At 69.6% G+C, this 25,381-nt stretch carries 23 protein-coding genes and 1 tRNA gene; 16 read left to right on the plus strand and 8 right to left on the minus strand.

The features are described 5' to 3' along the window. The first annotated feature begins 91 nt into the window (after nt 1–91). Genes IEY87_RS32070 through IEY87_RS32085 form a run of 4 tightly spaced genes read left to right on the plus strand, consistent with a single transcriptional unit; the run spans nt 92 to nt 6,210 of the window. Nucleotides 92–1,378 carry an ABC transporter substrate-binding protein gene (locus IEY87_RS32070; RefSeq protein ID WP_189142582.1) on the plus strand — a complete coding sequence of 429 codons (1,287 nt, stop codon included), beginning with the start codon at nt 92–94 and terminating at the stop codon, nt 1,376–1,378. Beyond that, the gene (locus IEY87_RS32075) at nt 1,378–2,250 is read left to right on the plus strand and encodes a carbohydrate ABC transporter permease (RefSeq protein ID WP_189142583.1); all 873 of its coding nucleotides are present in this window, start codon (nt 1,378–1,380) and stop codon (nt 2,248–2,250) included. The genes IEY87_RS32070 and IEY87_RS32075 overlap by 1 nt, the downstream gene beginning before the upstream one ends. A gap of 1 nt (nt 2,251) precedes the next feature. Continuing rightward, nucleotides 2,252–3,103: a carbohydrate ABC transporter permease gene (locus tag IEY87_RS32080; RefSeq protein ID WP_189142584.1), complete on the plus strand. Its 852-nt coding sequence runs from the start codon at nt 2,252–2,254 to the stop codon at nt 3,101–3,103. Nucleotides 3,104–3,129: 26 nt separating this feature from the next. Beyond that, on the plus strand, nt 3,130–6,210 hold the full coding sequence (locus IEY87_RS32085; protein ID WP_189142585.1) for an alpha-mannosidase: 3,081 nt from the start codon (nt 3,130–3,132) through the stop codon (nt 6,208–6,210). Between the two features lie 55 nt (nt 6,211–6,265). On the opposite strand, the gene IEY87_RS32090 is transcribed toward IEY87_RS32085, so the two are convergent. Together IEY87_RS32090 and IEY87_RS32095 are read right to left on the minus strand one after the other, a co-directional pair. Then, on the minus strand, nt 6,266–7,189 hold the full coding sequence (locus IEY87_RS32090; protein ID WP_189142586.1) for an alpha/beta fold hydrolase: 924 nt from the start codon (nt 7,187–7,189) through the stop codon (nt 6,266–6,268). Nucleotides 7,190–7,410: 221 nt separating this feature from the next. Next, the gene (locus IEY87_RS32095) at nt 7,411–8,358 is read right to left on the minus strand and encodes a quinone oxidoreductase family protein (protein ID WP_189142587.1); all 948 of its coding nucleotides are present in this window, start codon (nt 8,356–8,358) and stop codon (nt 7,411–7,413) included. 130 nt (nt 8,359–8,488) lie between these two features. Here IEY87_RS32095 and IEY87_RS32100 point away from each other — a divergent pair, with 130 nt between their 5' ends. Continuing rightward, complete coding sequence (locus IEY87_RS32100; protein ID WP_189142588.1) at nt 8,489–9,529, plus strand: AraC family transcriptional regulator; 1,041 nt, start codon at nt 8,489–8,491, stop codon at nt 9,527–9,529. Further along, on the plus strand, nt 9,529–10,341 hold the full coding sequence (locus IEY87_RS32105; RefSeq protein WP_225277863.1) for an SAM-dependent methyltransferase: 813 nt from the start codon (nt 9,529–9,531) through the stop codon (nt 10,339–10,341). The genes IEY87_RS32100 and IEY87_RS32105 overlap by 1 nt, the downstream gene beginning before the upstream one ends. 54 nt (nt 10,342–10,395) lie before the next feature. Here the strand turns inward: IEY87_RS32105 and IEY87_RS32110 are convergent, their stop codons facing one another. Then, nucleotides 10,396–10,941: a TetR/AcrR family transcriptional regulator gene (locus IEY87_RS32110; protein WP_225277862.1), complete on the minus strand. Its 546-nt coding sequence runs from the start codon at nt 10,939–10,941 to the stop codon at nt 10,396–10,398. Between the two features lie 137 nt (nt 10,942–11,078). Here IEY87_RS32110 and IEY87_RS32115 point away from each other — a divergent pair, with 137 nt between their 5' ends. Then, a complete protein-coding gene (locus IEY87_RS32115; RefSeq protein ID WP_189142590.1) occupies nt 11,079–11,726 on the plus strand; it encodes an O-methyltransferase in 648 nt (215 codons plus the stop codon). Nucleotides 11,727–11,795: 69 nt separating this feature from the next. Here IEY87_RS32115 and IEY87_RS32120 read toward each other — a convergent pair whose 3' ends face one another. The 3 genes from IEY87_RS32120 to IEY87_RS32130 all read right to left on the minus strand — a co-directional run bounded on the left by IEY87_RS32120 (nt 11,796) and on the right by IEY87_RS32130 (nt 16,002). Beyond that, entirely contained in the window at nt 11,796–13,196 is a 1,401-nt protein-coding gene (locus tag IEY87_RS32120) for an APC family permease (RefSeq protein WP_225277861.1), read from the minus strand. Nucleotides 13,197–13,303: 107 nt separating this feature from the next. After that, nucleotides 13,304–14,323: a DUF4331 family protein gene (locus IEY87_RS32125; RefSeq protein WP_189142591.1), complete on the minus strand. Its 1,020-nt coding sequence runs from the start codon at nt 14,321–14,323 to the stop codon at nt 13,304–13,306. Nucleotides 14,324–14,445: 122 nt separating this feature from the next. Continuing rightward, nucleotides 14,446–16,002 carry an alpha/beta hydrolase gene (locus IEY87_RS32130; RefSeq protein WP_189142592.1) on the minus strand — a complete coding sequence of 519 codons (1,557 nt, stop codon included), beginning with the start codon at nt 16,000–16,002 and terminating at the stop codon, nt 14,446–14,448. 188 nt (nt 16,003–16,190) lie between these two features. On the opposite strand from IEY87_RS32130, the gene IEY87_RS32135 reads away from it, so the two are divergent. Next, entirely contained in the window at nt 16,191–17,366 is a 1,176-nt protein-coding gene (locus IEY87_RS32135; RefSeq protein WP_189142593.1) for a sensor histidine kinase, read from the plus strand. After that, nucleotides 17,363–18,037: a response regulator gene (locus IEY87_RS32140; RefSeq protein WP_189142594.1), complete on the plus strand. Its 675-nt coding sequence runs from the start codon at nt 17,363–17,365 to the stop codon at nt 18,035–18,037. The genes IEY87_RS32135 and IEY87_RS32140 overlap by 4 nt, the downstream gene beginning before the upstream one ends. 66 nt (nt 18,038–18,103) lie before the next feature. Here the strand turns inward: IEY87_RS32140 and selA are convergent, their stop codons facing one another. Beyond that, nucleotides 18,104–19,390, minus strand: a complete 1,287-nt coding sequence (selA, locus tag IEY87_RS32145) for an L-seryl-tRNA(Sec) selenium transferase (RefSeq protein WP_189142595.1) — start codon at nt 19,388–19,390, stop codon at nt 18,104–18,106. Between the two features lie 28 nt (nt 19,391–19,418). Continuing rightward, nucleotides 19,419–19,512: transfer RNA gene (locus tag IEY87_RS32150), tRNA-Sec, on the minus strand. 18 nt (nt 19,513–19,530) lie between these two features. Here IEY87_RS32150 and selD point away from each other — a divergent pair. The 7 genes from selD (at nt 19,531) to IEY87_RS32185 (ending at nt 25,371) form a co-directional block, all read left to right on the plus strand. Further along, nucleotides 19,531–20,526 (plus strand): selenide, water dikinase SelD, encoded by a 996-nt coding sequence (selD, locus tag IEY87_RS32155; protein WP_189142596.1) that lies wholly within the window; start codon nt 19,531–19,533, stop codon nt 20,524–20,526. Nucleotides 20,527–20,807: 281 nt separating this feature from the next. Continuing rightward, nucleotides 20,808–21,221: a rhodanese-like domain-containing protein gene (locus IEY87_RS32160; RefSeq protein WP_189142597.1), complete on the plus strand. Its 414-nt coding sequence runs from the start codon at nt 20,808–20,810 to the stop codon at nt 21,219–21,221. Continuing rightward, entirely contained in the window at nt 21,212–23,077 is a 1,866-nt protein-coding gene (locus tag IEY87_RS32165) for a selenocysteine-specific translation elongation factor (protein ID WP_189142598.1), read from the plus strand. The genes IEY87_RS32160 and IEY87_RS32165 overlap by 10 nt, the downstream gene beginning before the upstream one ends. Before the next feature lie 100 nt (nt 23,078–23,177). After that, a complete protein-coding gene (locus tag IEY87_RS32170) occupies nt 23,178–23,735 on the plus strand; it encodes a MauE/DoxX family redox-associated membrane protein (protein ID WP_189142599.1) in 558 nt (185 codons plus the stop codon). Next, nucleotides 23,732–24,280, plus strand: a complete 549-nt coding sequence (locus tag IEY87_RS32175; protein WP_189142600.1) for a hypothetical protein — start codon at nt 23,732–23,734, stop codon at nt 24,278–24,280. Before IEY87_RS32170 ends, IEY87_RS32175 begins: the two co-directional genes overlap by 4 nt. A 38-nt stretch (nt 24,281–24,318) precedes the next feature. After that, the gene (locus IEY87_RS32180; protein WP_189142601.1) at nt 24,319–24,660 is read left to right on the plus strand and encodes a hypothetical protein; all 342 of its coding nucleotides are present in this window, start codon (nt 24,319–24,321) and stop codon (nt 24,658–24,660) included. Nucleotides 24,661–24,822: 162 nt separating this feature from the next. Then, on the plus strand, nt 24,823–25,371 hold the full coding sequence (locus IEY87_RS32185; RefSeq protein ID WP_189142602.1) for a hypothetical protein: 549 nt from the start codon (nt 24,823–24,825) through the stop codon (nt 25,369–25,371). Nucleotides 25,372–25,381 lie beyond the last annotated feature (10 nt).

A 25,381-nucleotide genomic window follows, 5' to 3' on the forward strand; every position in this document is an offset into this window, starting at 1 on the left:
TCCACAGCTATTGACACCGGAGTCTAGCCCGGTGGATAGTCCGGCAACTAGAGCGGTTTAGTACCTCGGTGGAAGTGTAAGGAGAGCTGTCATGCGAAGGCACTGGGCAGGACTGGCCGCAGTGGCCACAGCGCTGGTCGTGGGGGCGACCGGAGGGTGCGGGCTCGGCACGCCCGAGCAGGCGGCGGCGCCCACCGCGTCCGTCGCCGGCGAGGTGACGGGCAAGGTCAGCTTCCAGACGTGGGCGCTCAAGCCGAAGTTCACCGACTACGTCCAGGGCGTCATCGACGGCTTCGAGAAGAAGTACCCCGGCGTCGAGGTCGAGTGGCTGGACCAGCCCGGCGAGGACTACTCCGAGAAGGTGCTGAGCCAGGCGGCGGGCGGCAACCTCCCCGACGTCACGAACCTGCCCCCCGAGTTCGGGCTCCCGCTGGCCAAGCAGGGCTTACTCCTCGACGTCGCCAAGGCGGACCCGAAGGTCACCCAGGAATACGTCGCCGGCGGCCTCGACGCTTACAGATATCCGGGCATCGAGGGCGTCTACAGCTACCCGTGGTACCTCAACACCGACGTGAACTACTGGAACACCGAGCTGCTCACCAAGAACGGCCTCGACCCGGCGAAGCTGCCCACCACCCTGGACGAGCTCATCGAGCAGGCCAGGACGTTCAAGGAGAAGGCCGGCAAGAAGGTCTTCCTGATGAGCCGCAGGCCGGAGCTGCTCGACCTCACCAACGCGGGCGTGCAGGTCATGTCCCCCGACGGCACGCGCTTCACCTTCAACACCCCCGAGGCCGTCGCCCTGCTCGACAAGTATCGTGCCGCCTACAAGGAGGGCCTGCTGCCCCGCGACATCCTGACCGACACCTACGCCGGCAACTCCAAGCTGTTCACCCAGGAGACCGTGGCCTGGACCACCGGCGGCGGCAACCTGATCACGAGCCTAGCCGGCGACAATCCCGGCCTCGCGCCCAAGATCGTGCCGTCGGCCGCGATCGGCACCCCGCCGCTCTATGTGCAGGGCCTGGCGGTCTCCGCCAGGACGAAGAACGTCCCCGCCGCGGTCGCGCTGGCCCGCTGGGTGACCAACGCGGAGAACCAGGCCGCCTTCGCCCACCTGGTGAACATCTTCCCCAGCACCACGGCCTCGGCCAACGACCCGTTCTTCAGCAAGAGCGACGGCACCAACTCCGGCGACGCCAAGGTCCTCGCCTTCAACTCGCTGGCCAAGGCGAAGCTGCTCACGCCGGTCCAGGTCAGCGACGCGATGAAGACGATCGTCGCGCAGCAGTTCTCCTCGGCGATCAGCGGTGACGTGACGTCCAAGGAAGCGCTCGACGAAGCGGTGGCCCAGTGCGACCGGCTCCTCAAAGGCTGATGACCCGGCAGCGCTGGTTCACGCCGTGGCTGCTGGTGGCCCCCGCCGCGGTCTGGCTGATGGTGTTCTCCGTGTGGCCGTCGATCAACACGGTCATCCTCTCCTTCACCAACGCCAAACCGCTCGGGGGCGGCTGGTTCACCGGGCTGGACAACTACGACCGCCTCCTGAACGACTCCCAGCTCGTCGACGCGCTGATCAACAGCATCGTCTACATGATGATCTGCCTGCCGCTGCTCACCCTGCTGCCCCTGCTGATGGCGATCCTGGTGGAGAAGAAGCTGCCGGGCATCACGTTCTTCCGCACCGCCTTCTACACCCCCGTGGTCGCCTCTGCCGTGGTGGTCGCGCTGATCTGGGGCTGGCTGCTCGACGACCGAGGCATGATCAACGGCTTCGCGCAGTGGCTCGGCGTGATCGGTGAGCCGCTGCCGTTCCTCACCGACCGGTGGTTGCTGCTGCTCAGCGCGATCAGCCTGACCGTCTGGAAGGGCCTCGGATATTATATGATCATCTACCTTTCGGCACTGGGCAACGTCCGGCGCGAGCTGCATGAGGCCGCCGCCGTGGACGGCGCGGGCCCGGTGCGCCGGTTCTGGAGCATCACGGTGCCGGGGGTGCGCAACACGATGCTGCTGATCTCCGTGCTGGTCTCGGTCTCGGCCCTGCGCGTTTTCTCCGAGCTGTACGTCCTGTCGAACGGCACCGGCGGGCCCGGCGGCCGCGACATGTCGGTGGTGATGCTCATCCAGCTCTACAGCCGGGGACTCACCGGCCACCTCGGCTACGCCTCCGCGCTCAGCATCGTCCTGCTGGTCATCACGATCGGCCCGATGCTCCTGCTGCTGCGGCTCAACCGGAGGGGAGCCTGACATGCGAGCACGCCGGGGCGGCTTCAACACCATCAGCACGCGCGAGAAGGCGGTGCGCTACGCCCTGCTGCTCGTGGTGCTGGCGCTCACCATCTCCCCGTTCCTGTGGCAGCTGTCCACCTCGCTCAAGAGCCTCGACGAGAACATCTACACCGCCACGCCGAGCTTCCTGCCCGAGCACCCGACGCTGGACAACTACGCCGGGGTCGCCGACACCATCCCCGTCTGGTCCTACGCGCTCAACTCGCTGACCGTGGCGGCGATCGTGGTGGCGGGGAACCTGATCGGCGCCACCCTGGCCGGGTTCGCGCTGGCCAAGCTCCGCTTCCGCGGCGCGAAGCTGCTGTTCGGGCTGTTCCTGGCGACGCTCGTGCTGCCCGGCGAGGTCACGATCATCTCGCAGTACGTCACCGTACGCGGGCTCGGCCTGGCCGACACACTCCTCGGCGTGGCGCTGCCGGGCGCGATAGCGATGCTCAACGTGCTGCTGATGTACACCGCGTTCCAGGCGATCCCCAAGGAGATGGACGAGGCCGCGGTCATCGACGGGGCGACGGTGTGGCAGCGGCTGCGCCACATCGGCCTGCCCAACGTGCGCGGCATGCTGAGCGTCGTCACGATCTTCTCCTTCATCGGCGCCTGGGACGACTTCCTGTGGCCGCTCATCGTCCTGAACGACCCCGACAACTACACCCTCACCGTCGGCCTGCAGTATCTCAACGGCACGTTCGCCAACAATCCTCGCCTGATCGCGGCCGGCACGATGATCTCCTTCCTGCCGATCGTGATCCTGTTCGCGACGCTCCAGCGGTTCTTCTTCCGGGGCGTCGCGGAAGGCGCCATCAAGGGCTGACCGCCCCCTCCACGAGGAGCCGCTCGATGCACGATGACCGCACGCTGGTCGAAGCCCGTCTCAAGCGCGTGCTGCAGGAGCGCGTACGCCCGGCCGTCCATCCGGAGTCCGTACCGCTGGAAGTGGCGGTGTGGCACGCGCCCGGGGAGCCGGTCGCGGTCGCCGAGGGGCTGGCGGCGGCGTCCGCGCCGATCGCGGTGGGCGACAGGTGGGGCGCACCGTGGGGGACGAGCTGGTTCACCGTCACCGGCACCGTGCCGGAGCGGTGGGCGGGGCGGACGGTCGAGGCGATTCTGGACCTCGGTTTCGACGAGAACATGCCCGGCTTCCAGTGCGAGGGCCTGGTCTACCGCCCCGACGGCACCCCGGTGAAGGGTCTCAACCCGCGTAACCAGTGGGTGCGCGTCGGCGCTCCCGTCGAGGGCGGGGAGGAGGTGCGGCTGCACATCGAGGCCGCCTCCAACCCGGTCATCCTCGACTATCACCCGTTCCTGCCGACGCGGCTCGGCGACAAGGAGACGGCCGGGACCGCCCCGCAGTACCGGCTCGCCCGGATGGACCTGGTCGTCTTCGACGAGGCCGTCTGGCAGCTCGTCATCGACCTCGAAGTGCTGGGCGAGCTCATGGCGGAGCTGCCCGTCGAGTCCGCCCGGCGCTACGAGCTGCTGCGCGCCATCGGGCGGGCGCTGGACGTCATCGACCTCCAGGACGTCGGCGGCACCGCCGAGGCCGCCCGCGCCGAGCTGGCCGGCGTGCTGTCGGCGCCCGCCGTGCCCTCCGCGCACCGGATCAGCGCCGTCGGCCACGCGCACATCGACTCGGCCTGGCTGTGGCCGCTGCGCGAGACCGTACGGAAGGTGGCCCGGACCGCCGCCAACATGACCGAGCTGCTGCGTGACGAGCCGGACTTCGTCTTCGTCATGTCACAGGCGCAGCAGTGGGCGTGGATCAAGGAGCACCGGCCCGAGGTGTGGGCCGAGGTGACCAAGGCGGTGGCCGCCGGGCGGTTCGTCCCGACGGGCGGCATGTGGGTGGAGTCCGACACCAACATGCCGGGCTCGGAGGCGATGGCCCGGCAGTTCGTGCACGGCAAGCGGTTCTTCATCGACGAGTTCGGCGTCGACAACGACGAGGTGTGGCTGCCCGACACGTTCGGGTTCGCGGCCGGGCTGCCGCAGATCATCAAGGCGGCGGGCTCCAGGCGGCTGCTCACCCAGAAGATCTCATGGAGCCGGACCAACACGTTCCCGCACCACACGTTCCTGTGGGAGGGCATCGACGGCACCCGGATCTTCACCCACTTCCCGCCCGTGGACACCTACAACTGCTCCATGAGCGGCCGGGAGATCGCGCACGCCGCGACCAACTTCAAGGACAAGGGCGTCGCCAGGCACTCGCTCGCCCCGACCGGCTGGGGCGACGGCGGCGGCGGCACCACCCGCGAGATGGTCGCCAAGGCGGCCAGGCTGCGCGACCTGGAAGGCTCGGCCACCGTCACCTGGGAGACCCCCGCCGCCTTCTTCGACAAGGCGGAGGCCGAGTACGCGCACCCGCCCGTCTGGACCGGCGAGCTCTACCTCGAACTGCACCGGGCCACCCTCACCAGCCAGGCCAAGACCAAGCGCGGCAACCGGCGCAGCGAGTCGCTGCTGCGCGAGGCCGAACTGTGGGCGGCCACCGCCGCCGTGCGCGCCGGCTTCGCCTACCCGTACGCGCAGCTCGACCGGATCTGGAAGACGGTGCTTCTGCACCAGTTCCACGACATCCTGCCCGGGTCGTCGATCGCGTGGGTGCACCGCGAGGCGGAGCGCACGTACGCGGCGGTGGCCGGGGAGCTGGAGGAGATCATCGGCGCCGCCCAGCGAGCCCTGGCCGGCGACCCCGCCGGCGGCACGGTCGTCTTCAACGCCGCGCCGCACACCCGCGCCGCCGTCCCGGCCGGCGGAGCCGCGCGGGCGGCCGCGAACGATGCCGGTGAGCACAGTGCCAGCGGGAACGACGCCGGAGGGGACGGGGCCCGCGAGGACGGGGCCGGTGTCGGCGGACCGACGGCGCGCGAGGGCGGCGGCTACCTGCTGGACAACGGCCTGCTGCGGGTGGAGATCGACGAGCGGGGACTGGTGGTCTCCGCGTACGACCTCGCGGCCGACCGCGAGACCGTCGCGCCCGGCCAGGCGGCCAACCTGCTCCAGATCCACCCGGACTTCCCCAACATGTGGGACGCCTGGGACGTGGACGAGTTCTACCGCAACACCGTCACCGACCTGACCGAGGCCGAGGAGGTGACTCCGGGCGACGAGCCGGGCTCGGTCCGCGTCGTCCGCGCGTTCGGCGCCTCCACGGTGACCCAGGTGCTCACCCTCCCGGTCGGCGCCAAGCGGCTCGACATCCGTACCGAGGTCGACTGGCACGAGACGGAGAAGTTCCTCAAGCTGGCCTTCCCGCTGGACGTGCACGCGGAGCGGTACGCCGCGGAGAGCCAGTACGGCCACGTGTACCGCCCCACCCACACCAACACGAGCTGGGAGGCGGCCAAGTTCGAGGCGTGCAACCACCGCTTCGTGCACGTGGGCGAGCCCGACTGGGGCGTCGCGCTGGTCAACGACTCCACCTACGGCCACGACGTGACCCGGACGGTCCGGCTGGCCGACTCGGGCACGACCACCACCGTGCGGATCTCCCTGCTGCGCGCCCCCCGGTTCCCCGACCCGGAGACCGACCAGGGCCTGCACCACTTCCACCACGCGCTGGTGCCGGGCGCGACGATCGGGGACGCGGTGCGCGAGGGCCACTTCGTCAACCTGCCCGAGCGCCGCGTGCCCGGTGCCGCCGAGGTGGCGCCCCTGGTCACGCTGGACGACGACGCGGTGGTGGTCACCGCCGTCAAGCTGGCCGACGACGAGAGCGGCGACGTGATCGTACGCTTCCACGAGTCGCGCGGCGCCCGCGCCAGGGCCACCCTGACGCCGAACTTCCCGATCTCCGCCGCCATCCCGGCCGACCTGCTGGAGCGCCCCCTGGCCGACCCGTACCCCGGAGGCGAGCCGGTGTCCCTGCGGCTGCGGCCCTTCGAGCTCGTCACCCTGAGGCTGGTCCGCGGGCGATGACCTCGGCCGCGTCCGGCGCCTTCCCCTGCGGGAAGCCCGGCGGTCGGCCGGTTGCCTAACGCGTGGCCTGCGCGGCGACGCGCTGGATGGCCTTGACGGCGATCTCGGGCTGGTCGACGTAGATGTAGTGCTCGCTCTTCTTGGCCGTGCTCAGCTTGGCGCGGCTGGACAGGGCGAGCCACTTGCGCTGGCCTGCGGACCACGCCTTCTCCAGGCGCGGACCGTACTGGGGGAGGGCGGCGAGATACTGCTTGCCGTGCTGGATCACCTGCACCGGGATCCTCCCGGCGGAACGGACCCGCCCGTCGGGGACGACGAGCTTCTCCGGGTTCTGCCCCGTAAACACCGCGAGGTTCTGCGCGCGCAACTCGGCCGCCGGGCCCTTGGCGGACTTCGGGATCGCCCTCTTGATGTCGCCGGCCATCGTGGGTGACGTGGCGTCCATCAGGACCAGTCCCTTGACCCGGTCCCGATGGTCGGGGGCGTACCTGGCGGCGATCAGCCCGCCCAGCGAGTGCCCGGCCAGCACGACCGGACGCTTACCGGCGACCCGGTCGAGCACCCCGGTCAGGATCTTCCCGGTGCTGGCGAAGCTCTGCGGGCCGCCCGGCTGGTCGCTCGCGCCCGCGCCCAGCCGGTCGTACGAGCAGACCTGGTTCTTCTTGCTCAGGGTCTTCTGGAGGGCGGCCAGCTTGTCCAGCCCGTCACCCGCCCCGGCCAGCAGCACGATGACCGGCTTGCCCCGCGCCGGGACGCCCGAGCACGACACGTTCACCGACTTGCCCGCGATCTTGATCTTCTTGGTGCCGGAGATCGGGTCCTTAGGGTCCGAGGGGGCGAAGGGGTCCCAGTCCGACGCGGCGGTGGCGGCGAACGGGTCCCACTCCTCCGCCGAGGCGGTCCCGGTGCCGGCGAGCCCCACGCCGACCACGGTGCAGCACAGCGCGGCCACAGCGGATGCCTTGATCTTGCGGAGCATGATGTCCTCCAGTGAGAGCTGATTCGCAGGGGGGCAGAGCGACCGAAGCGCCGCAACCACGGAAGGAACGCTACGGAATCGACCATGCCCTTAACGTCACCATGTGGTGGACATCTGCCGGTAGCTCGCACGGGGGACAACCGGCGCCCAGGACGATCGTGAGCTGCGGCGTCACAAGCCCGCCCCGGGTGGCCATCTCTTCATCGACCCTGCGACTTCCCTTACAGCCCGGGCGTGAGGATGTGGCGAACGTCCGGGGCGCCGTTCCAGGCATCGGCCACGGCCCGCAGCGGCAGGCTCGTGAACGGCACGTCGAACTCCGCCGTGGCAGCGGCCGTGAGCAGCTCGCCGGCACCGGCCAGAAGCTCTTCGACGGCCACGCTGCCGATGCCGCTGCCGATCAGCTCCAAGCCCGTGCTGCGCAGCATGTCGCCACGTACAGGGATCTCATCGCCCGCCATGGTGCCGAGTTGCACATAGCGCAGGCGCGGCTCGCCGGATCGGGAGCCACGGCCTTGGGTAGCGGCTCTCAGGACGCGACTGGCGGGCTCGCCCCAGACGAAGTCGAGCACGACGTCGACTCCTTGATCGAACTCGGCGCGCAGCGCCTTGCCCGCGTCGTCGTCAAGGGCGATCCGCACATCCGCGTCCAGACGCTTGAGCCGCGTCTCGTCACGACCGACCGCGATGACCCTGCTCGCGCCGAAATGCCGGGCGTTCTGCACCGCCATGCCGCCCGCGGCGCCGGTCGCGCCGATGACCAGCACCGTTTCACCGGCCCGGAGCTTGGCCCGGCGGGACAGCGCGACCCACGAGGCGAGCCCGGCCGCACCGATGGCCGCCGCGCTCTCGCTGGACAGATTCTGGGGTACCGGCACCATCATGTGGCTCGCGACGAGCGACTTCTCCGCCATGGATCCGAAGGGAGCCTTCGGAAAGAGGAAGTAGACGCGGCGGTCCATGTCGTCGACACCGACGCCGTCGACCCCCGGTACGAATCCAGCGGACGCGGCGCTCGTATAGTGCCTGCCCGCGGCCAGGCTCCGCACGATCGGGGTGAGCGGGGCGGCGTGCACCGTGACCACGGTTTCGCCGTCGCCGGCCTCCGGCTCACGAAAATCCTGGAACGACGGCGCGACGCCGAACGCATTCACGATCGCAGCTTTCAAGCTGTTTCACTCCTCGGCAGGGGATGTCCGGGGTCCTCTTTCCGGGACCCTGCTCTGAAAGATAGGCGGGACGATTCGTACGAGCTATGCTTGAAGCTCGCTGTTTTGTTCGCGATCGTCCGAGGAGCGCGTGGATCCCCTCTCCGAGGTTCTCTCCCTGCTGAAGCCGCACAGCTACATCACCGCGGGTTTCGACGCCGGCGGGGAATGGGCGCTCACGCTCGATGACCTGGCCGGCCGCATCAAGTGCTATGCCGTCACCCAGGGCACGTGCTGGCTGGCGATGCGGGGCCTCGACGCGCCGGTGCGCCTCCAGGCAGGGGACTGCTTCGTCCTGCCCAGCGGGCGGCCGGTGCGCATCGGCAGTGACCTGCGCGCCGAGCCGAAACGGGCGAGCGACGTCCTCGACCCCGACCGCAGCGGCGAGATCGTCACCTACAACGGTGGCGGCGACGTGTTCCTGGTCGGCAGTCGCTTCGAGGTGAACAGCCGCCACGCCGAGGTGCTCCTGCGGACATTGCCGCCCCTCATCCAGGTGCGGACCTCGGGCGATCGGGCCAGGCTGAGATGGTCCATCGAGCTCATGATGGAGGAGCTGCGCGAGGGCCGGCCCGGCTCATCACTGGTGGCGCAGCAGCTCGCGCACATGATGCTGGTGCAGGCCCTCCGCCTGTATCTGTCGGAGCCTTCCCGCGACGACACCGGATGGTTCGCGGCCCTCGCCGATCCCCGGCTGGGTACGGCGCTCGGCGCGATGCACGCGGATCCGGCGTTCCCCTGGACCGTGCAGGAGCTGGCCGCGCGGGTCGGCATGTCGCGATCGACCTTCGCCGCACGCTTTCGCGAGCGGGTCCAGGAGACGCCGATCGCCTACCTCACGCGCTGGCGGATGATGCTGGCGGGAGAGAAGCTCGTCCACGGTGACGACACGCTGGCGCGCATCGCGGGGTCGCTCGGATACGAATCCGAGCACGCGTTCAACACGGCGTTCAAGCGCGTCATGGGCATCTCCCCACGGCGGTACGCGCGCGTCAGTGCAGAAGACGCCGGCGGTGCTCAAGATCCAAAAATGTACGGCAGCCGCTTGCGAGCCGCCGCCGGCCGACGTCACCCTAGATATAGCCGCAGAAGTCCCCATTCTGGGAGCTTCCCGCTGTTCTGGAAGGGTTGATGATGGCCGACGAGCCCAACGTCGAGGACAGACTCCAGTCGCACGTGCCGCACACGGCACGGATCTGGAACTACTGGCTGGGCGGTAAGGACCATTTCCCGGTGGATCGGGAGGTCGGGGAGCGGGTTCGGAAGATCTTCCCCGTGGTGATCGAGCTGGCACGGGCCGACCGGCTGTTCCTGGGGCGGGCTGTACGTTATCTGGCCACCGAGGTGGGGATCCGCCAATTTCTTGATATCGGCACCGGGTTGCCCACCCAGGACAACACCCATGAGGTCGCGCAGGGAGTGGCCCCCGAGTCGCGGATCGTGTACGTCGACAACGACCCTCTGGTGCTGGTGCACGCGCGTGCCCTGCTGACCAGCTCCAAGGAGGGCGCCACCGACTACATTGACGCCGACTTGCGCGACCCGGACAACATCCTGCGGCAGGCGGCCGGGACGTTGGACTTCTCCCAGCCGGTGGCGATCATGCTGCTGGGCGTCATGCATTTCATCGGTGACGACGACGAGCTGCAGCGCATCATCGACCGGCTGCTGGCCGCGGTGCCGTCCGGGAGCCACATCGCGGTGGCCAACACCACCACGGCGGTCAACGGCGAGACCACCGCCGAGGCGGTGCGGGTGTGGAATCTCGACGCCCAGCCGAAGCTCAAGCTGCGCACCCCCGAGCGGATCGCCGCCTTCTTCACCGGTCTCGAGGTGGTGGAGCCGGGGTGGGTCTCGTGCTCACGCTGGCGCCCCGAGCCGCAATGGGACGGCGACCTGCCGGTCGAGGTCGACCAGTGGTGCGGGGTCGTCCGCAAGCCATGAAGATCGCGCCCCGTACGCGCCCCGCCGGACCTGCGGGGCGGTGACCGAGGCCGCTCAGGCCTCGGTGTGCGGGGGCGGCAGGTGGGCGAGGACGGCGTCGACGAGGGCGTCGGTGAGGGCCGGGGGCGTGGCCTTGCCGGTGACGAGGACGCGGTAGTAGATGGGCCCGACGATCTGGTCGACGGCCAGGTCGATGTCGACGCCGGGGTCGAGCGCGCCGCGGGCGACCGCGCGTTCGAAGGGGAGCCGGTCGTAGCCGCGCTGCTTGCCGAGGTGCTCGGAGCGCAACCGGGTGGCGAGCGCGGGGTCGTGCTGGGCCTGGGCGGTGAGGGCGCGGAAGACCGCGCCGGCGTCGGACTCGGTCAGAAAGACGGCGACATTGCGGGCGTGCGCCCGCAGGTCCTGCCGAAGGTCCGCGGAGTCCGACGGGATGAGGGCTTCGGCGGCGTCCTGGACGAAGGCGTCCATGAGGATGTCGTTCTTCGACGGCCACCAGCGGTAGATCGTCTGCTTGGCCACCCCGGCGCGTTCGGCGATCCCTTCGATGGTCAGCCGCGCGTAGCCGACCTCCACCAGCAGGTCGTCAGCCGCTTCCAGCACGCTCTGGCGTGCTTCTTCGCTGCGGCCGTGCCTGTTCCCGCGATGTCTGCTCGCGGCAGTGCTCATGGGCCCGTTCCCTTCGACCACCCGACCTTACCATCTTGCGTAGACGCAACGGTGCGTCTACGGTAGCGGTCATGAACACATTGACAACGACCGGAACCGCCACCGTCCTCGATCGGCTGTTCGCCGCCGCCGACCTCGAAGCGGCGAATCCCGTGCCGTGGCCCCTGGACACGCCCATCACCGAGGCCACGGCCGAACAGCGCGCCGAGGCGCTGGCGGAGGCGTACCTGCCGATCTCAAGGTCGGCCGGCCACCTGCTCTACACGCTGGTGCGCAACGGCCGCCCCGAGACGATCGTCGAGTTCGGCACCTCGTACGGCATCTCCACGGTCTATCTGGCCGCCGCGGTCGCCGACAACGGCGTCGGCCACGTATGGACGACCGAGCTCAGCCAGACCAAGGTCGACGCCGCGCGCGACAACCTGGAACAGGCCGGCGTGGGCGGGCACGTGACGATCCTGCCGGGCGACGCCCTCGTGACCCTCGCCGAGGTCCGCGGACCCATCGGCCTCGTGCTGCTCGACGGCTGGAAAGACCTCTGCCTGCCGGTGCTGCGCCTGCTCGAGGACCGCCTCGCGCCGGGCGCCCTCATCGTCGCCGACGACTCCACCTTCGCGAGCATGGCCGACTATCTCGCCTACGTCCGCGACCCCGCCCACGGATACGTCACCGTCGACTTCCCCGTGGAGGACGGCATGGAGATCAGCTGCCGGGCCTGACACTCCCTCGGCAGCTGACCTCCCACCGCTCGGCCATGTGCGCCGACAGCGCGCTCCACCGGCGGAAGGTCAGGCGTTCGTGCTTGCCTGGCGCCGGGCGTACCAGGTGATGCCCCACAGGACCAGGCCGATCGCCAGCAGCACCCCCGCGATCTCGTACTGCCCGGCCGGACGCCCCGAGGACCACGGCAGCACCAGGTAGACGCACGTGAACGTGCCCACCACCGGCAGGATCCGGCCCGCCTTGAAGTGCTCCCCGATCACCTGGTCCTTGCGCAGGACGAGCACGGACAGGTTGACGAGCGCGAACACCGCGAGCAGGAGCAGCGACGTCGTCCCGCCCAGCAGGGCCACGACCGGGCTCTCCGGGTCCAGCGAGACGAAGGTGATGAGACCGCCTGCGATCGCGGTGGTGAACAGAATCGCCGCGTACGGTGTGCGGCGCGTCGGGTGCACCTTCGACAGGAAGGCCGGCAGCACGCCCTGCCGGCCCATCCCGTAGAGCAGCCGGCTGGCCATCAGCATGTTGATCAGCGCCGAGTTGGCGACGGCGAACATCGAGATGAACGGCAGCAGGTCGGAGATCGGGAAGCCGGGGGCCGCCGTCTGCACCACCAGCGACAGCGGTGTCTCGCTGGCGGCGAGCTCCCCGACGGGCACCACGGCGACGGCGCAGATGGAGACGAGCACGTAGATCAGACCCGTAATGCCGAGACCGGTGAGCATGACGCGGGGGAAGATCCGGGACGGGTTCTTCGTCTCCTCCGCCATGTTGACCGAGTCCTCGAACCCGACCATCGCGAAGAATGCCAGCGACGTCGCGGCGCTGGCCGCCAGGAACACGCTCTTGTCCTCGGGAGTGTCGAAGGCGACGACTCGGGAGAAGTCCGCGTTGCCGCCGGAGATGAAGTACAGGCTGATCATGATGACGAGCAGCAGTCCGGAGAGCTCGATCGCGGTGAGTACCACGTTGATCTTGACGCTCTCGCCGACGCCGCGCAGGTTGACCGCCAGGACCAGCAGCATAAAAGCCAGCGCGATCATCAGGATGACGCCGTTGCCGACGTCGAGCCCGAATCCGGTGCTGAGGTTCGCGGCGAAGGCTCGCGAGGCGGCGGAGGCGGAGGTGATGCCGGAGCACATCACGGCGAAGCACACCATGAAGGTCAGGATGTGCGTGCCGAACGCCTTGTGCACGTAGAGCGCGGCTCCGGCGGCCTGCGGATATTTGGTGACCAGCTCAAGGTAGGAGCACGCCGTGACCAACGCGACGAAGAAGGCGATGGCGAAGGGCAGCCAGGCGGCGCCTCCCACCTCGCCCGCGACCTGGCCGGTCAGCGCGTAGATGCCGGTGCCGAGAATGTCGCCGATGATGAACAGCAGCAACAGCCCCGGGCCCATCACCTGCTTCAGGCTGGGCTGCTCGCCGCCGTTCGTCTCGATGGGGCCGGGGGGACGGGTCTGTGCCATGGGGGGGGGTTTCCTTCTCGTGAAACCACTCTGAAGTGTGAGTACTTACCCCTCCGGCCTGTGGATATTCCGCCTCCGGCGCGCTTGTGCCGGTGGATCCGGGCTCCCTACCCCGCCGCGGGCGGGTGCGGGTCGCCGAGGTACGGGAACCGGTCCAGGAAGTCGGTGTGCGGCGTCAGCCCGGTGGGCGGCGCCTCGTTCTTGGTGAGGAACGCGACGCGGATGTCGATGACGTCCTCGGTGAACGTCCGGCCATTGGGATACGCGGCGGGCTTGGACTGGTCGAAGTGCAGCACGTCCGGCAGGAGGCCGTGCTCGTCGAGCGCGGTGATCGCCTCCTCGCGCGAGTAGCCGCCGGTGTGGCCCAGCAGGTGGACGAACTGGTCCGTCCACTTTTCCCGGTCGTTGACCGGCTCACTGGCGTTGTACTCCAGCTTCGTGTCGTCGGTGTTGAAGAAGCTGCTCATCGACGGGTGCCCGGCCCGGTCCGCGTGGAAGAGCTCGCCGTCGCGCAGGACGCTGCACCGGCCCCAGATGCGCAGCTCGGACTCGGGCGCCAGCTCCGCGGTCGGCAGTTCGATGGCCATGGAGAAGACATTGGCCGTGGCATTGGAGTCGACGCCGGTCCACGGGGACTTCCCGCCCAGGTGCGGTGCGGTGAAATTACGTTTGCCGCTGGTGTCGAACAAATTCTTGATGCCGTCGAAGTCGAAGAAGAAGGCGTCACTGCGGCTACCGGCGGCCACCTGGTAATCGCCGCTGCCGACCACGTTGGCCTGGGGGGCGAAGGAGACGGCCGCATCCGACACGATCTTGGTGCCGACCGCCTCGGGCTTGCGGGACTCCGCACCGGTCGCCATGAAGACGCTGTAGGTCTGGGAGCCGTCGGCCTCCGGCGGGTTGAAGACCCAGCTGAAGGCGACGTCGGTGAGGTAGTCACCGTCGTTGTCGACGTTCATGCGGTAGACGGCGTCGGGGTGCAGGGCGTCCGCGTTGGGATTGGCGTTGAGGATGAGAACGGTCCTGCTCGGATCGCCGGGCGCCGCGAAGGCGTACAGGTCACACAGATCGAGACGCTGGTCGCCGAGCGGTGGGCCGAGGCTGAGGCCGGTGAAGTGGTTGGACATGAGAGGGCCTTTCCCTGTCCGCCTGCCGGAAAACCGGCCTAAAGACCGTTTTGTGACATCCGGATCACAGGGAATGGCTCAGCCCCCGGTCGTGGACCGGGGGCTGTGGTGGGGGTCGAGGGTCAGGACTTGGGGCCGGCGCAGGTGAGGTCCTTGGCCGGCAGGGTGCCCTTGGTCAGGAAGGCGACGGTGGCCTTGTCGGCGCAGGTCGAGCCGGTGGCGTAGGCGAAGTGGCCGCCGTGTTCGACACCGACGAAGCCGGCGCGGTCACCCAGTGCCTTGCGCATTCCCCGGCCCGCGGCCCACGGGGTGGCGTTGTCGCGGCGGTTCTGCAGGATCAGGACGTTACGCGGACCGTGCGAGGTGACCTTGACCAGCGGCTCGATCGGCTTCTTCGACCAGAACGCGCACGGCAGGATGTTGTTGGGCATGCCGGCGCTCAGCGGGTACTTCGCGCGCGCGGCCGCGGTGGCGTCGGCGTAGGAGTCCACGTCGCGTGACCAGGTGGTGTCCCCGCAGATCATGGCCAGGGCCATGGTGACCTGGTTGTCGGCCGGCACGCCCTTCGCGGCCGGGGTCTCGGCGAAGATCTGGCGGAGCACGGCGACGTCCGCGTCCCTCGGGGCCTTGCCGGCGGCCAGGTCGGCCGCCGCCTTCCAGAACTGGGTGAGCGCTGGGACCGTTTCGTTGTGCTGCAACATCTGGTACGTGACGCCGCGCAGCAGCGCACCGCTGATGGCCGCCGGCGTGCCCGGCACCGCGGCCGGCTTGCGGTCGAGGCGGTCGGCCAGCTTGAGGAAGGTATCGGTGACCTTGTCGGCGGTGCCGCCCAGCTTGAGGTTGGCGTTGTCCGCGGCGGCGACGCGGGCGGCGTCCGGGAACCGGTCGTTCATGCCCTGGTTCCACGTGTTCAGCATTTTCGCCCACGCCTTGTTCGGGTCGACGTTCCCCTCCAGCACCATCCGGTCGGTGTTGCGGGGGAACAGGGAGGTGTAGACCGCGCCGAGGTAGGTGCCGAAGGACTGGCCCCAGTAGGAGATCTTCCGCTCGCCGAGCGCCTGGCGGATGCGATCCATGTCGCGCGCCGTGTTCGCGCTGGTGAAGAACCGGAGCTTGTCACCGACCGTGGCGCACTGCTTGGCGACGGCGCGCGCGGCGGTGATGTTGCCCTTGATCGAGCCGCCGGCGCCGGGGTAGGGGAACACGGTGAGGAGGCCGCTACCGGACAGACCGCAGCTCATCGGGGTGCTGCGGCCGACGCCGCGTGCGTCGAACCCGATCAGGTCGTAGGAGTCCAGCACCGTCTTCGGCAGGGTCTGCGCCATCTGGCCGGGCATGTCCAGGCCCTGCAGTCCCGGGCCGCCCGGATTGAACAGCAGGACGCCGCGCTTCTTGCCGTCCTTGGCGGTGGCGATCCTGGAGACCGCGACCGTGATGGTCTCTCCCTTGGGGTGGCGGTAGTCCAGGGGCACCTTGACCGTGCCGCAGGTCTGCCTGGGGTCCCGCTTGGCGCCCGGCGCGAGCTCCGGGCACCCGCCCCACTTGATCGAGGACTGGACGTGGCCGGTGGTCGCTTCGGCCCTGGCGCTTGCCGGCTGACCGCCGATGATCGCCCCCGCCGCCGCGCTCGCGGCCAGGGTGCCGGCGACGATGATCCGTACGCGGATGCTGCTTTCCATGGTGCTGCCCTCCGAATGCCAGTTATGCCGCGATCTGACCTCGCGGTAGACCGTGGTTCCGGCCTCTGGGGAGAAAAGTAGAAGTTGAGGGCCCTGTCCCGAATCACTGCGCTGCGGACATTCCGTGTAGCTCACATGAGGGACAAACGCGGCAACATCCACGATCGGAGATCGCTAGGCTCTGAGCCATGCCGTGGACCTGGGTCAGCGACCGCTCGCGAAGGTTGCGGGACGCGTGGCACGTCTACGACGCCGTGGTGTGGGACCGGTGGCTGGCCGTCGTGTTCACCGGGCTGGCGTTCGTGCCGGCGCTGTCGATCATGAGCGTCCAGTTCGGCAACCTGCCAGGACGCCCGGCCGACGCGTTCACGATCGTCCTGATCCTGGCGCAGACGCTGCCCCTCGCCGTACGCACCCGGTGGCCCGCCGCGTGTCTGGCGATCAATGGCGCGTCTTTCGTGGTCCACGAGACGGTCGGCTACCCGATGCAGTTCGGCACCGTGACGGTGTACCTTGCGCTCTACTCGGTGGGCGCGCACCAGGAGCGGTTCCGGCGCGTCATCGCCGCCGTGCTGTCGGCCGCGTACGTCGTGCTGTGCGTGACCATGCACCTGCTCGGCTCACCGGTGCTGCTGAGCGAGTTCCTGGTGTTCTACCTGCTTTTCGCCGCGTGCTGGGTGCTCGGCGCGTTCGTCCGCGGGCAACGGTCCCAGGAGGCCGAGCGACGGCGGCTCGCCGCCGTGGCCGCGACCGCCGCCGAGCGGGCGCGCATCGCGCGCGAGCTGCACGACGTGGTGACCCACCACGTCACCGGCATCGTCGTGCAGGCCGACTCCACCCAGTTCGTGGTCACGTCGCCGGACCGCGTGGGCACGGCACTGACCACGATCGGCGACGCCGGCCGCCGGGCCCTGGCCGAGCTGCGGCACCTGCTGGACGTGCTGGAGGCGACCGGAGAGTCGGCCACGCCCGTCACAGGAACCATGCGAGACCTGGTGGAACAGACCCGAAGCGGCGGCCAACCGGTGACACTGGTGGAGGACGGCGACCAGCCCGCACTCCCGATCGGCGTGCGGCTGGCCCTGTACCGGGCGGTACAGGAGGGCCTGACGAACGCCGTCAAATACGCCGAGGGCCGCCCGACCACGGTGCGGGTCGACTACCGGGACGACCGGGTGGAGGCCGAGGTGACGAACGCCGCCGCCGTGGTGTCCGTCGGCGCCAGAAGCGGCCTCTCCGGCGGCCGCGGCCTGGCCGGACTGCGCGACCGGATAGGCGCGCTTGGCGGCGAGCTGGCCGCGGGCGAGCAACCTGACGGCGGTTTCCGGCTGTACGCGTCGATCCCCGTAGGCGGTGCCGAATGACCATCCGCGTCATGATCTGCGAGGACCAGGAGATCGTCCGTACCGGCTATGTGACGTCGTTCGACGCGCAGCCGGACATGACGGTGGTCGGCGTGGCCGCCGACGGCCCGGCCGCGATCGAGGCGATCATCGGCCTGAAGCCCGACGTGGTGGTCATGGACATCCACATGCCGCTGATGGACGGCATCGAGGTGACGCGGCGCATCGCCGGCCCCGGTGTCGTCGCGCCGCCGAAGGTGCTGGTGGTGACCACGTTCAACGTGGACAAGTACGTCTACGAAGCCCTGCGCGCCGGAGCCAGCGGCTTCCTGCTGAAGGACGCCCCCCTTCTGGAGCTGGTGAACGGCGTCCGCACCGTCGCCCGCGGCGAGTCCCTGCTGTCCCCCACCGTGACCCGTACCCTCATAGGCCGCTTCGCCGACCGCCTCCGCCCGACGACCCCCACCCCCGCCGAGGATCCGCTGGCCGTCCTGGCCCCCCGCGAACGCGAGGTGCTGCGCCTGATCGCGCGTGGCCTGTCCAACGCCGAGATAGCCGCGGAGCTGGTCATCAGCTTCGAGACCGTCCGAACGTACGTCTCCCGGATCCTCACCAAACTGGACCTGCGCGACCGCGTCCAAGCCGTGGTCTTCGCCTACCGCACCGGCTTCGCCGACGACCAACAAAGCTGACGGCCAAGGACAAGCTGACGGCCAAGGAAAGCGTCCGCGAGCGAGAACGCCGCCTGGACCGGCGGATCACGCTCGGGTGCGTACATGCTCCACGGCGGCGGCGATGATCTCGTCCTGACCGGGCTCCACCGCACGCAGGTCGAGCACCAGCCGCCCATCGGTGATCCGGCCGATCACAGGAGGATCGTAGGAGCGCAGTCGCAGGGCGAGGCTCTCGTCCACGGCGATCCCCGCGCTGGGCAGCTCCACTCCCGGCGCGCCTCCGCCGCCGACCCTGGCGATGGTCGGCACCGCCTCCGCGTGCCCGCCGAGCCGTCGCGCGAGACGTTCCGCGCGTTCCCTGAGCTCGGCGACGCTCGCATGGAGCGACCGGTGCACCGGCGGCCGCGGGCCGCGCAGGGTCGCTTCGAGCGCGGCCAGGGTGAGCTTGTCCACCCGCAGCGCGCGGGCGAGGGGATGGCGGCGCAGCCGTGCCACGAGGTCTTCCCGGCCGAGCAGAAGGCCCGCCTGCGGGCCGCCGAGGAGTTTGTCGCCGCTGGCGGTGACCAGGTCCGCGCCCTGGAGCAGAGCAGTGGCCGCGTCCGGTTCGTCGGGCAGCAGCGGTTCCGGGCGCAGCAGTCCTGAGCCGATGTCGGCCACCACGGGCGGCCCGATCGTGGCGAGCTCCTCGATGGAGACCTCGCGGGTGAAGCCCTCGATCCGGTAGTTGGACGGATGCACCTTGAGGATGAAGCCGGTGTCCTGGCCACAGGCGTTCCGGTAGTCCCGCAGGGCGGTCCTGTTCGTGGTGCCGACCTCGCGGAGCCGGCAGCCGGTGGACTCCAGCAGCTCGGGCACCCGGAATCCATCGCCGATCTCCACCAGCTCGCCGCGGCTGATGACGATCTCCTTGCCCCGCGCGAGCACCGTGGCGGCGAGCACGAGCGCGGCCGCGTTGTTGTTGACCACGTGCACGGCCTGCGCCTCGGGGACCGCCTGCGCGAGCGCGGCGAGAACCGTACGGCCACGGGGGGCGCGCTGTCCGCCGGCGAGGTCGAACTCGACGTCGGTGTAGCCGGCGGCCGCGGTGACCGCCGCGACGGCGGCGGGTGAGAGCGGAGCCCGGCCCAGATTGGTGTGCACGAGAACCCCGGTGGCGTTGACGACGCTCTTCAGGCCGCCCGCGGTCGCCGGCAAGAGCGCGAGCGCGATGTCCGCGGCGCCGTCGGGGTCGGCGAAGCCCTCGCGGACCTGCTGCTGGGCGCTCACCACCGCTGCCTTGACGAGGTCACGGCCGAGCGTCTTCTGCGCGGCGGCCAACCGGGGGTCGTTCAGCATGACATCGGTCCGCGGCACTGAACTGCGTCGATCCACTTGAGACCACCCCAGAATTCGCCGATCAGCGGAGGCGGACGGGAATCGAACCCGCCGCGCCGAGATGCTCGGCGCCACTGGTTTTGAAGACCAGGAGGGCCACCAGACTCCTAAACGCCTCCAGAGTGGATCATAGACCTATGAACAACATCAGGCTCACGCAGTATGGCAACGGAGGCGGCTGCAGTTGCAAGATCCCTCCGGGGGAGCTGGAGGATCTGGTCGCCGGACTCTCGCCGGCCTCTTCTCCGTCGACAGGCCGGTTGCTGCTGGGAATCGATCAGGGCGACGACGCCGCGGTGCTCCAGGTGGACGACGCGGCCTCGGCCATCGTCGCGACGACGGACTTCTTCACCCCTGTCGTGGACGATCCGTACGACTTCGGCAGGATCGCGGCCACCAACGCGCTCTCCGACGTCTACGCCGTCGGCGGCGAGCCCGTCCTGGCCCTGAATCTGCTCGGCTGGCCCCGCGACGTGTTGCCCATGGAGCTCGCTCGCGAGGTTCTGCGCGGCGGATCCGCGATGGCCCAGGCAGCGGGCTGCCATCTCGCCGGGGGCCACAGCATCGACGACCCCCACCCCAAGTACGGGCTGGCCGTCACCGGCCTCGCCGACCCCGGCCGGCTGCTGCGTGTGGACGCGGGCAAACCCGGCATCCCCCTCACGCTGACCAAACCTCTCGGCATCGGCGTGCTCAACACGCGGCACAAGGCGACCGGGGAGGTCTTCCCTGAGGCGGTCGCCGCGATGACGACGCTCAACCGGGACGCGTCCCGGTTGGCGCTGGCGGCGGGGATTCTGTGCGCCACCGACGTCACCGGTTTCGGCCTGCTCGGCCATCTCTACAAGCTGGCCAGGGCGAGCGGTGTGTCCGCCGTCGTCGACAGCGCCGCCGTGCCTTACCTGGACGGAGCGCGAGAGGCCATCCGGGACGGGTACATCAGCGGCGGATCCCGCCGGAACCTCGACTGGATCGCCCCCCACTGCGACTTCGGCGACCTGCCGGAGAACGAGCGGCTTCTCCTCGCCGACGCGCAGACCTCAGGCGGCCTGCTCGTCGCGGGCGAGCTCCCTGGTTTTCCGGTGATAGGTGAACTCGTCCCTCGTGGCGAACACCTGCTGATCCTGAAATAGCGGGAGGACCGTCTTGTCGTCCCGGCACCGGACGGGAGGACCCCACGGTGATACACGGCGCGGTGTCCGGTGCCGAAGGAGAGACATCCTGAACCACCGCGCCCTGTGCCACCGGAGAAAGACAACGCCCGGTTTCTTCTCCTGAACGGTCTTCACCTATAAGATCGTTTCGGAGGCGTCCAGAAGCTTGGAGGCCCTCCCGGTCGTCATGACCGATGGCCGAGCATCTCGGCGCGGCGGGTTCGACTCCCGTCTTTCCGCCAATCTCCTCGTGGAGTGCGATGAGCGTCGACGAACTGCTGGAACAGGCCCGTAGGACGATCTTCCGGCTGGCCCCGGCGCAGGCCCAGGCGGCCGCCCGCGCCCCGGACACCTTCATCGTCGACACCCGCCCGGAGTTCCAGCGCCGCCGCGACGGGGAGGTGCCCGGCGCCATCGTGATCGAGCGCAACCACCTGGAGTGGCGGCTCGACCCGAGGTCCTCCGCACGCATCCCCGAAGCGGCCCCGGGCATCCGGTGGATCGTGCTGTGCGACGAGGGCTACTCCTCCAGCCTGGCCGCCTGGTCGTTGCGGCAGCTCGGCCTGACCCGCGCCACCGACGTGGTCGGCGGCTTCCAGTCCTGGCTCGCGGCCGGCCTGCCGGTCGTCACGCCCGACCACCCCACGGGTCCCCGCCTGGCGCCATGTTCGTGATCGCCACCGCGGGCCACGTCGACCACGGCAAGTCGACGCTGGTCCGGGCGCTGACCGGGATGGAGCCCGACCGCTGGGCCGAGGAGCGCCGCCGCGGCATGACCATCGACCTCGGCTTCGCCTGGACGGCACTGCCGTCCGGACGGACGGTGGCGTTCGTAGACGTGCCCGGCCATGAGCGGTTCGTCACCACCATGCTGGCCGGGGTGGGGCCGTGCCCGGCCGCCATGATCGTCGTCGCGGCCGACGAGGGCTGGTGCGTCCAGTCGGGTGAACACCTGGCCGCTCTCGACCTGCTCGGCGTACGCCACGGCCTGCTGGTGATCACCCGTGCCGACCTGGCCGACCCGGCTCCGGCGCTCGCCGAGGCCCGTACCCGGCTACGCGGGACGTGCCTGGAGGCGATACCCGCGCTGGCCGTCAGCGGGGCCACCGGGCAGGGCCTGCCCGAGCTGGCCACCGCGCTCGACCGGCTCGCGGCCGGACTGCCCCCGCCCGACACCGATGGCCCGGTACGGCTGTGGGCCGACCGCGTGTTCACCATGACGGGCGCAGGGGTCGTGGTCACCGGCACCCTGGCGGCGGGCACCCTGCGCGCGGGCCAGACACTGCACCTCGGCGGCGAACCGGTGCGGGTGCGCGGCCTGCAGACGCTCAACACCTCGGCCGGCGCGGTCACCGCCACCGCCCGCGTGGCGGTCAACCTGCGCGGGCCCGTCTCCCCTTCACGCGGGGACGCGCTGCTGACCCCCGGCGCGTGGCACCTCACGACCTCGGCCGACGTACGGCTGTCGCTGGGTGAACCGCCGAAGGGCGACCTGTTCCTCCACATCGGTTCGGCCGCCGTACCCACCAGGATCAGACCGCTCGGCGAGGGCACCGCGAGGCTGTCGTTCGCCAGGCCGTTGCCGCTGCGGGTGGGCGACCGGGCGCTGTTGCGCGATCCCAGCCGCTCGGCCGTGACGACCGGGGTGGTCGTCCTGGACGTACGGCCTCCCGTACTGACCCGTAGGGGAGCGGCGGCGGCCCGCGGCGCGGCACTCGCCGCGGCCGGAGCCTCCCCAGGAGCCGCGAAGGCCGCACCGGGTACGCGAGACGCCGTGCGGGGAGACGCCGTACCGCGAGACGCCGTGCGGGGAGACGCCGTGCGGGGAGACGCCGTACCGCGAGACGCCGCGCAGGGAGGCGGCTTGCCGGGGGCGGCCGATCTGCTGCGCTGGCACGGGCTGCTCAGCGGCGCCGACCTCGCGACGATGGGCGTCACCGCGCCGCCCTCCCCCCTGCCGGGCGGCTGGCACGCCGACCCGGAGCACTGGGCGGGGCTCCGGAAGGCGCTCGTCGAGGCGGTGACCGGGGCCGGGGACGGGCGGCTGACCGTCGAGGCGGCCACGCACCTGCTCGGCCTGCCGGACCGGCGGCTGACGAGGGCGCTGATCGCGCCGCCGCTCACGGTGGAGGCGGGCGTCATCGGCAGGCAGGACCTGGCGCCTCCGCCGCTGCCCGCGCACCTGCGGCACGCGATCGACCGGCTCCGCGCCGAGCTGGCCGGCCGCCCGTTCGAGGCGCCGAGCGCGCGGCGGCTGGCCGAGCTCGGGCTGGCCGGCCGAAACCTGGTCGCGGCCGAGCGCGCCGGCGCCGTGCTGGTCGTCACCGACGGCGTGGTGTTGCTGCCCGACGCCGCCGACCGGGCGGCGGAGCGGCTGCGCTCGCTGCCCGCGCCGTTCACGGTGAGTCAGGCGCGGGTCGCGTTGCGGACCACGCGCCGGGTGGCGGTGCCGTTGCTGGAGATGCTCGACGGCCTGGGCCGCACCATACGGCGCGAAGACGGATCACGAACCTGCACCGCTGTCAACTGACGGGGTCAAAAAACACCTGACAAGAATATGTCAGGACATCTGGAAAGAAAAAAGTTCCCTACCTATTGCTGAGTTTCGGACATTTACGTAGTTTCCGATCATGACGAGTAGCGTCGCAGGCGTCGTCGGGCAAGGTGCGCTCATCGCCATCTTCCTGGTCGCGGCCCTGTCGAAGGTCCTCACTAATCGTGCCCTCACGCAGACCATCTCCAAGCTGGGCTTCAGCGCCATCGCCCGACCGGTGGCCCTGATCGTGATCGGCGCGGAACTCCTGGCCGTCACCGCGATGACGATCATGCCGTCGGCGACCTGGCCGAGGGCGCTCGTCGCGCTTCTGGCCCTGTCGTTCGCCGGCGCCGGAATCCTCGCGCTGGGAGCGGAAGAAAAAATCAAGTGCGGCTGCTTCGGCGGCGGCGGTGCCGCACTGGGCTGGCGGCAGGTGCTCTACCTGCCGCTCTGGCTGGGCCTGGCGGCGGCGGCTGAGTTCGCGCCGCCGTCCTGGAGCGTCGACGAAGGGCTGGCCGGGCTGGCCGCCCTCCTGCTGGCGCTCGTCGCCTGGAAACTCCTCGCCGAGGTCAGGCTCTGGCGAGTGCTGCGGAGCGACCGCATGGTCGTTCCGAACCCGACACAAGAGGACGCGGAGGTGCCCGCCGCATGACGACGGTGCTGCTTGTGGTGGTCTGCCTGCTGGCCGTGGTGGTGTTCATCCAGATCGGCGCCCAGGTAGAGCTCTTCGAACAGGTCAGGCAGATCCGCAGCTATCTCGATATCGAGGACAAGCCCACCACGGTGGAGCTGGGCACGCTGGAAGGGGCCAGCCCCAGCCGGTTCGGCCTGCCCCCCGTCCTCGATCACGCTGAACAGGCCATGGTGCTGTTCGTCTCCGACAAGTGTGAGACCTGCCGCACCTTGGTATCGGCGCTGCGCGGTGGCGCGGTGCCCCTTTCGATGTGGGTCGTGGTCGTCCCGGTGCGAGGGGACGGCAACGAGTTCATCAACGAGTTCGGACTGCACGGCGAGCGCGTCATCCTCGACGACGAGGAGCACATCGTCGGCAGCCTCGGGCTGGATCTGACACCCGTCGCCCTCCACATCGCCGAGGGAAGGCTGACACGGGCCCACACGGTGCCGTCGGTCAGGCAGATGTACGCGGCCACTCCCGTCCCCTACCAGTACTCCCTGGCCCGTAAGCCGTCCGTTTAGCACCGATTCCGTCCACGCACACACGAGAAAGGCACCACATGGAGAAAACCTCCGGCATGAGATCCAACCGCCGTGGCTTCATCGGCTGGATGGGCAAGGTCGGTGTCACGGCCGTCGGCGCAGTCGCCGGCGTGGCCGCGATGTCCAAGTCCGCCTCGGCGGCCAACTGGAGATGCTGCAACCTGGCTCTGCCGAACAAGTTCTGCAACACCAACAGCCAAGGGCAGTATGTGTGCCCGTCGGGTTACAGCATGAAGGTGTGGAACTGCTGCACCGGTTCGCGCCTGTACGCCTGCGGCGAATGCACGAAGGGCTCGAACTGCAGCACCGGGCCGTTCGTCTGTTCGGCCGGATGGACGGTCAGAGCCAACAGCTGTTAATCGTACTCAGGAGATCCCTTGCCCCTTGACACGTGGGTGACAATCGCGCTGCTCTTGCTCATCATGAGTGCGGGCTTCGCGCAGCTTTTCAGTTTTTGAGGCCTTTCCTTCGTCGGATATCTCCGCCCCCTGGTTCAGGGGAGAGCTGCTGGGGAGAAGGCCATGTATCGGCCCATCCTCGGTCTGGCGATCGGCTTCACGATCTCCGCCGTCCTCACGTACGGGCTGTTCCATCTCATCGGCAGTGGACTGCACGGAACAGGCCCCAGGATCGCCGCCTGTATCGTGCTGCTCGCCTGCATGGCCATCGATTCCGGTAGGTTCGGCCTCCGTACGCCCATGTTGCGGCGGCAGACCCCGCGCGATCACTTCAGCCGGTTCGGCCCTGCCAGAGGCGCGTTCCTCTGGGGACTCGACACCGGGCTCGTCCTGACCACCTTCCGCGTCACGTCGCTGACGTGGGCGGCACTCGGCGTAACGCTCTTCGGGTTGGTGCCTTGGTGGGCCGGCCTGTGTTACGCGCTCGGCTTCACGCTTCCGTCGATCGTGATGGTGGCCATCGTGCCGGGGTCGAAGGACCAGGACACGAAGGCCGAGCCGACGTGGCTGATGGAGTGGCTCATGGACAGGGAGAAAGCGGTTCGGACCTACGCGTTCTTCCTGCTGTCCCTCACCTTCGCCGGCGTGCTGGCGACGGTGTTCCTCGGTTGAGCGCGGTGGG

The organism is Nonomuraea glycinis, assembly GCF_014646515.1.
Lineage (GTDB): Bacteria > Actinomycetota > Actinomycetes > Streptosporangiales > Streptosporangiaceae > Nonomuraea > Nonomuraea glycinis.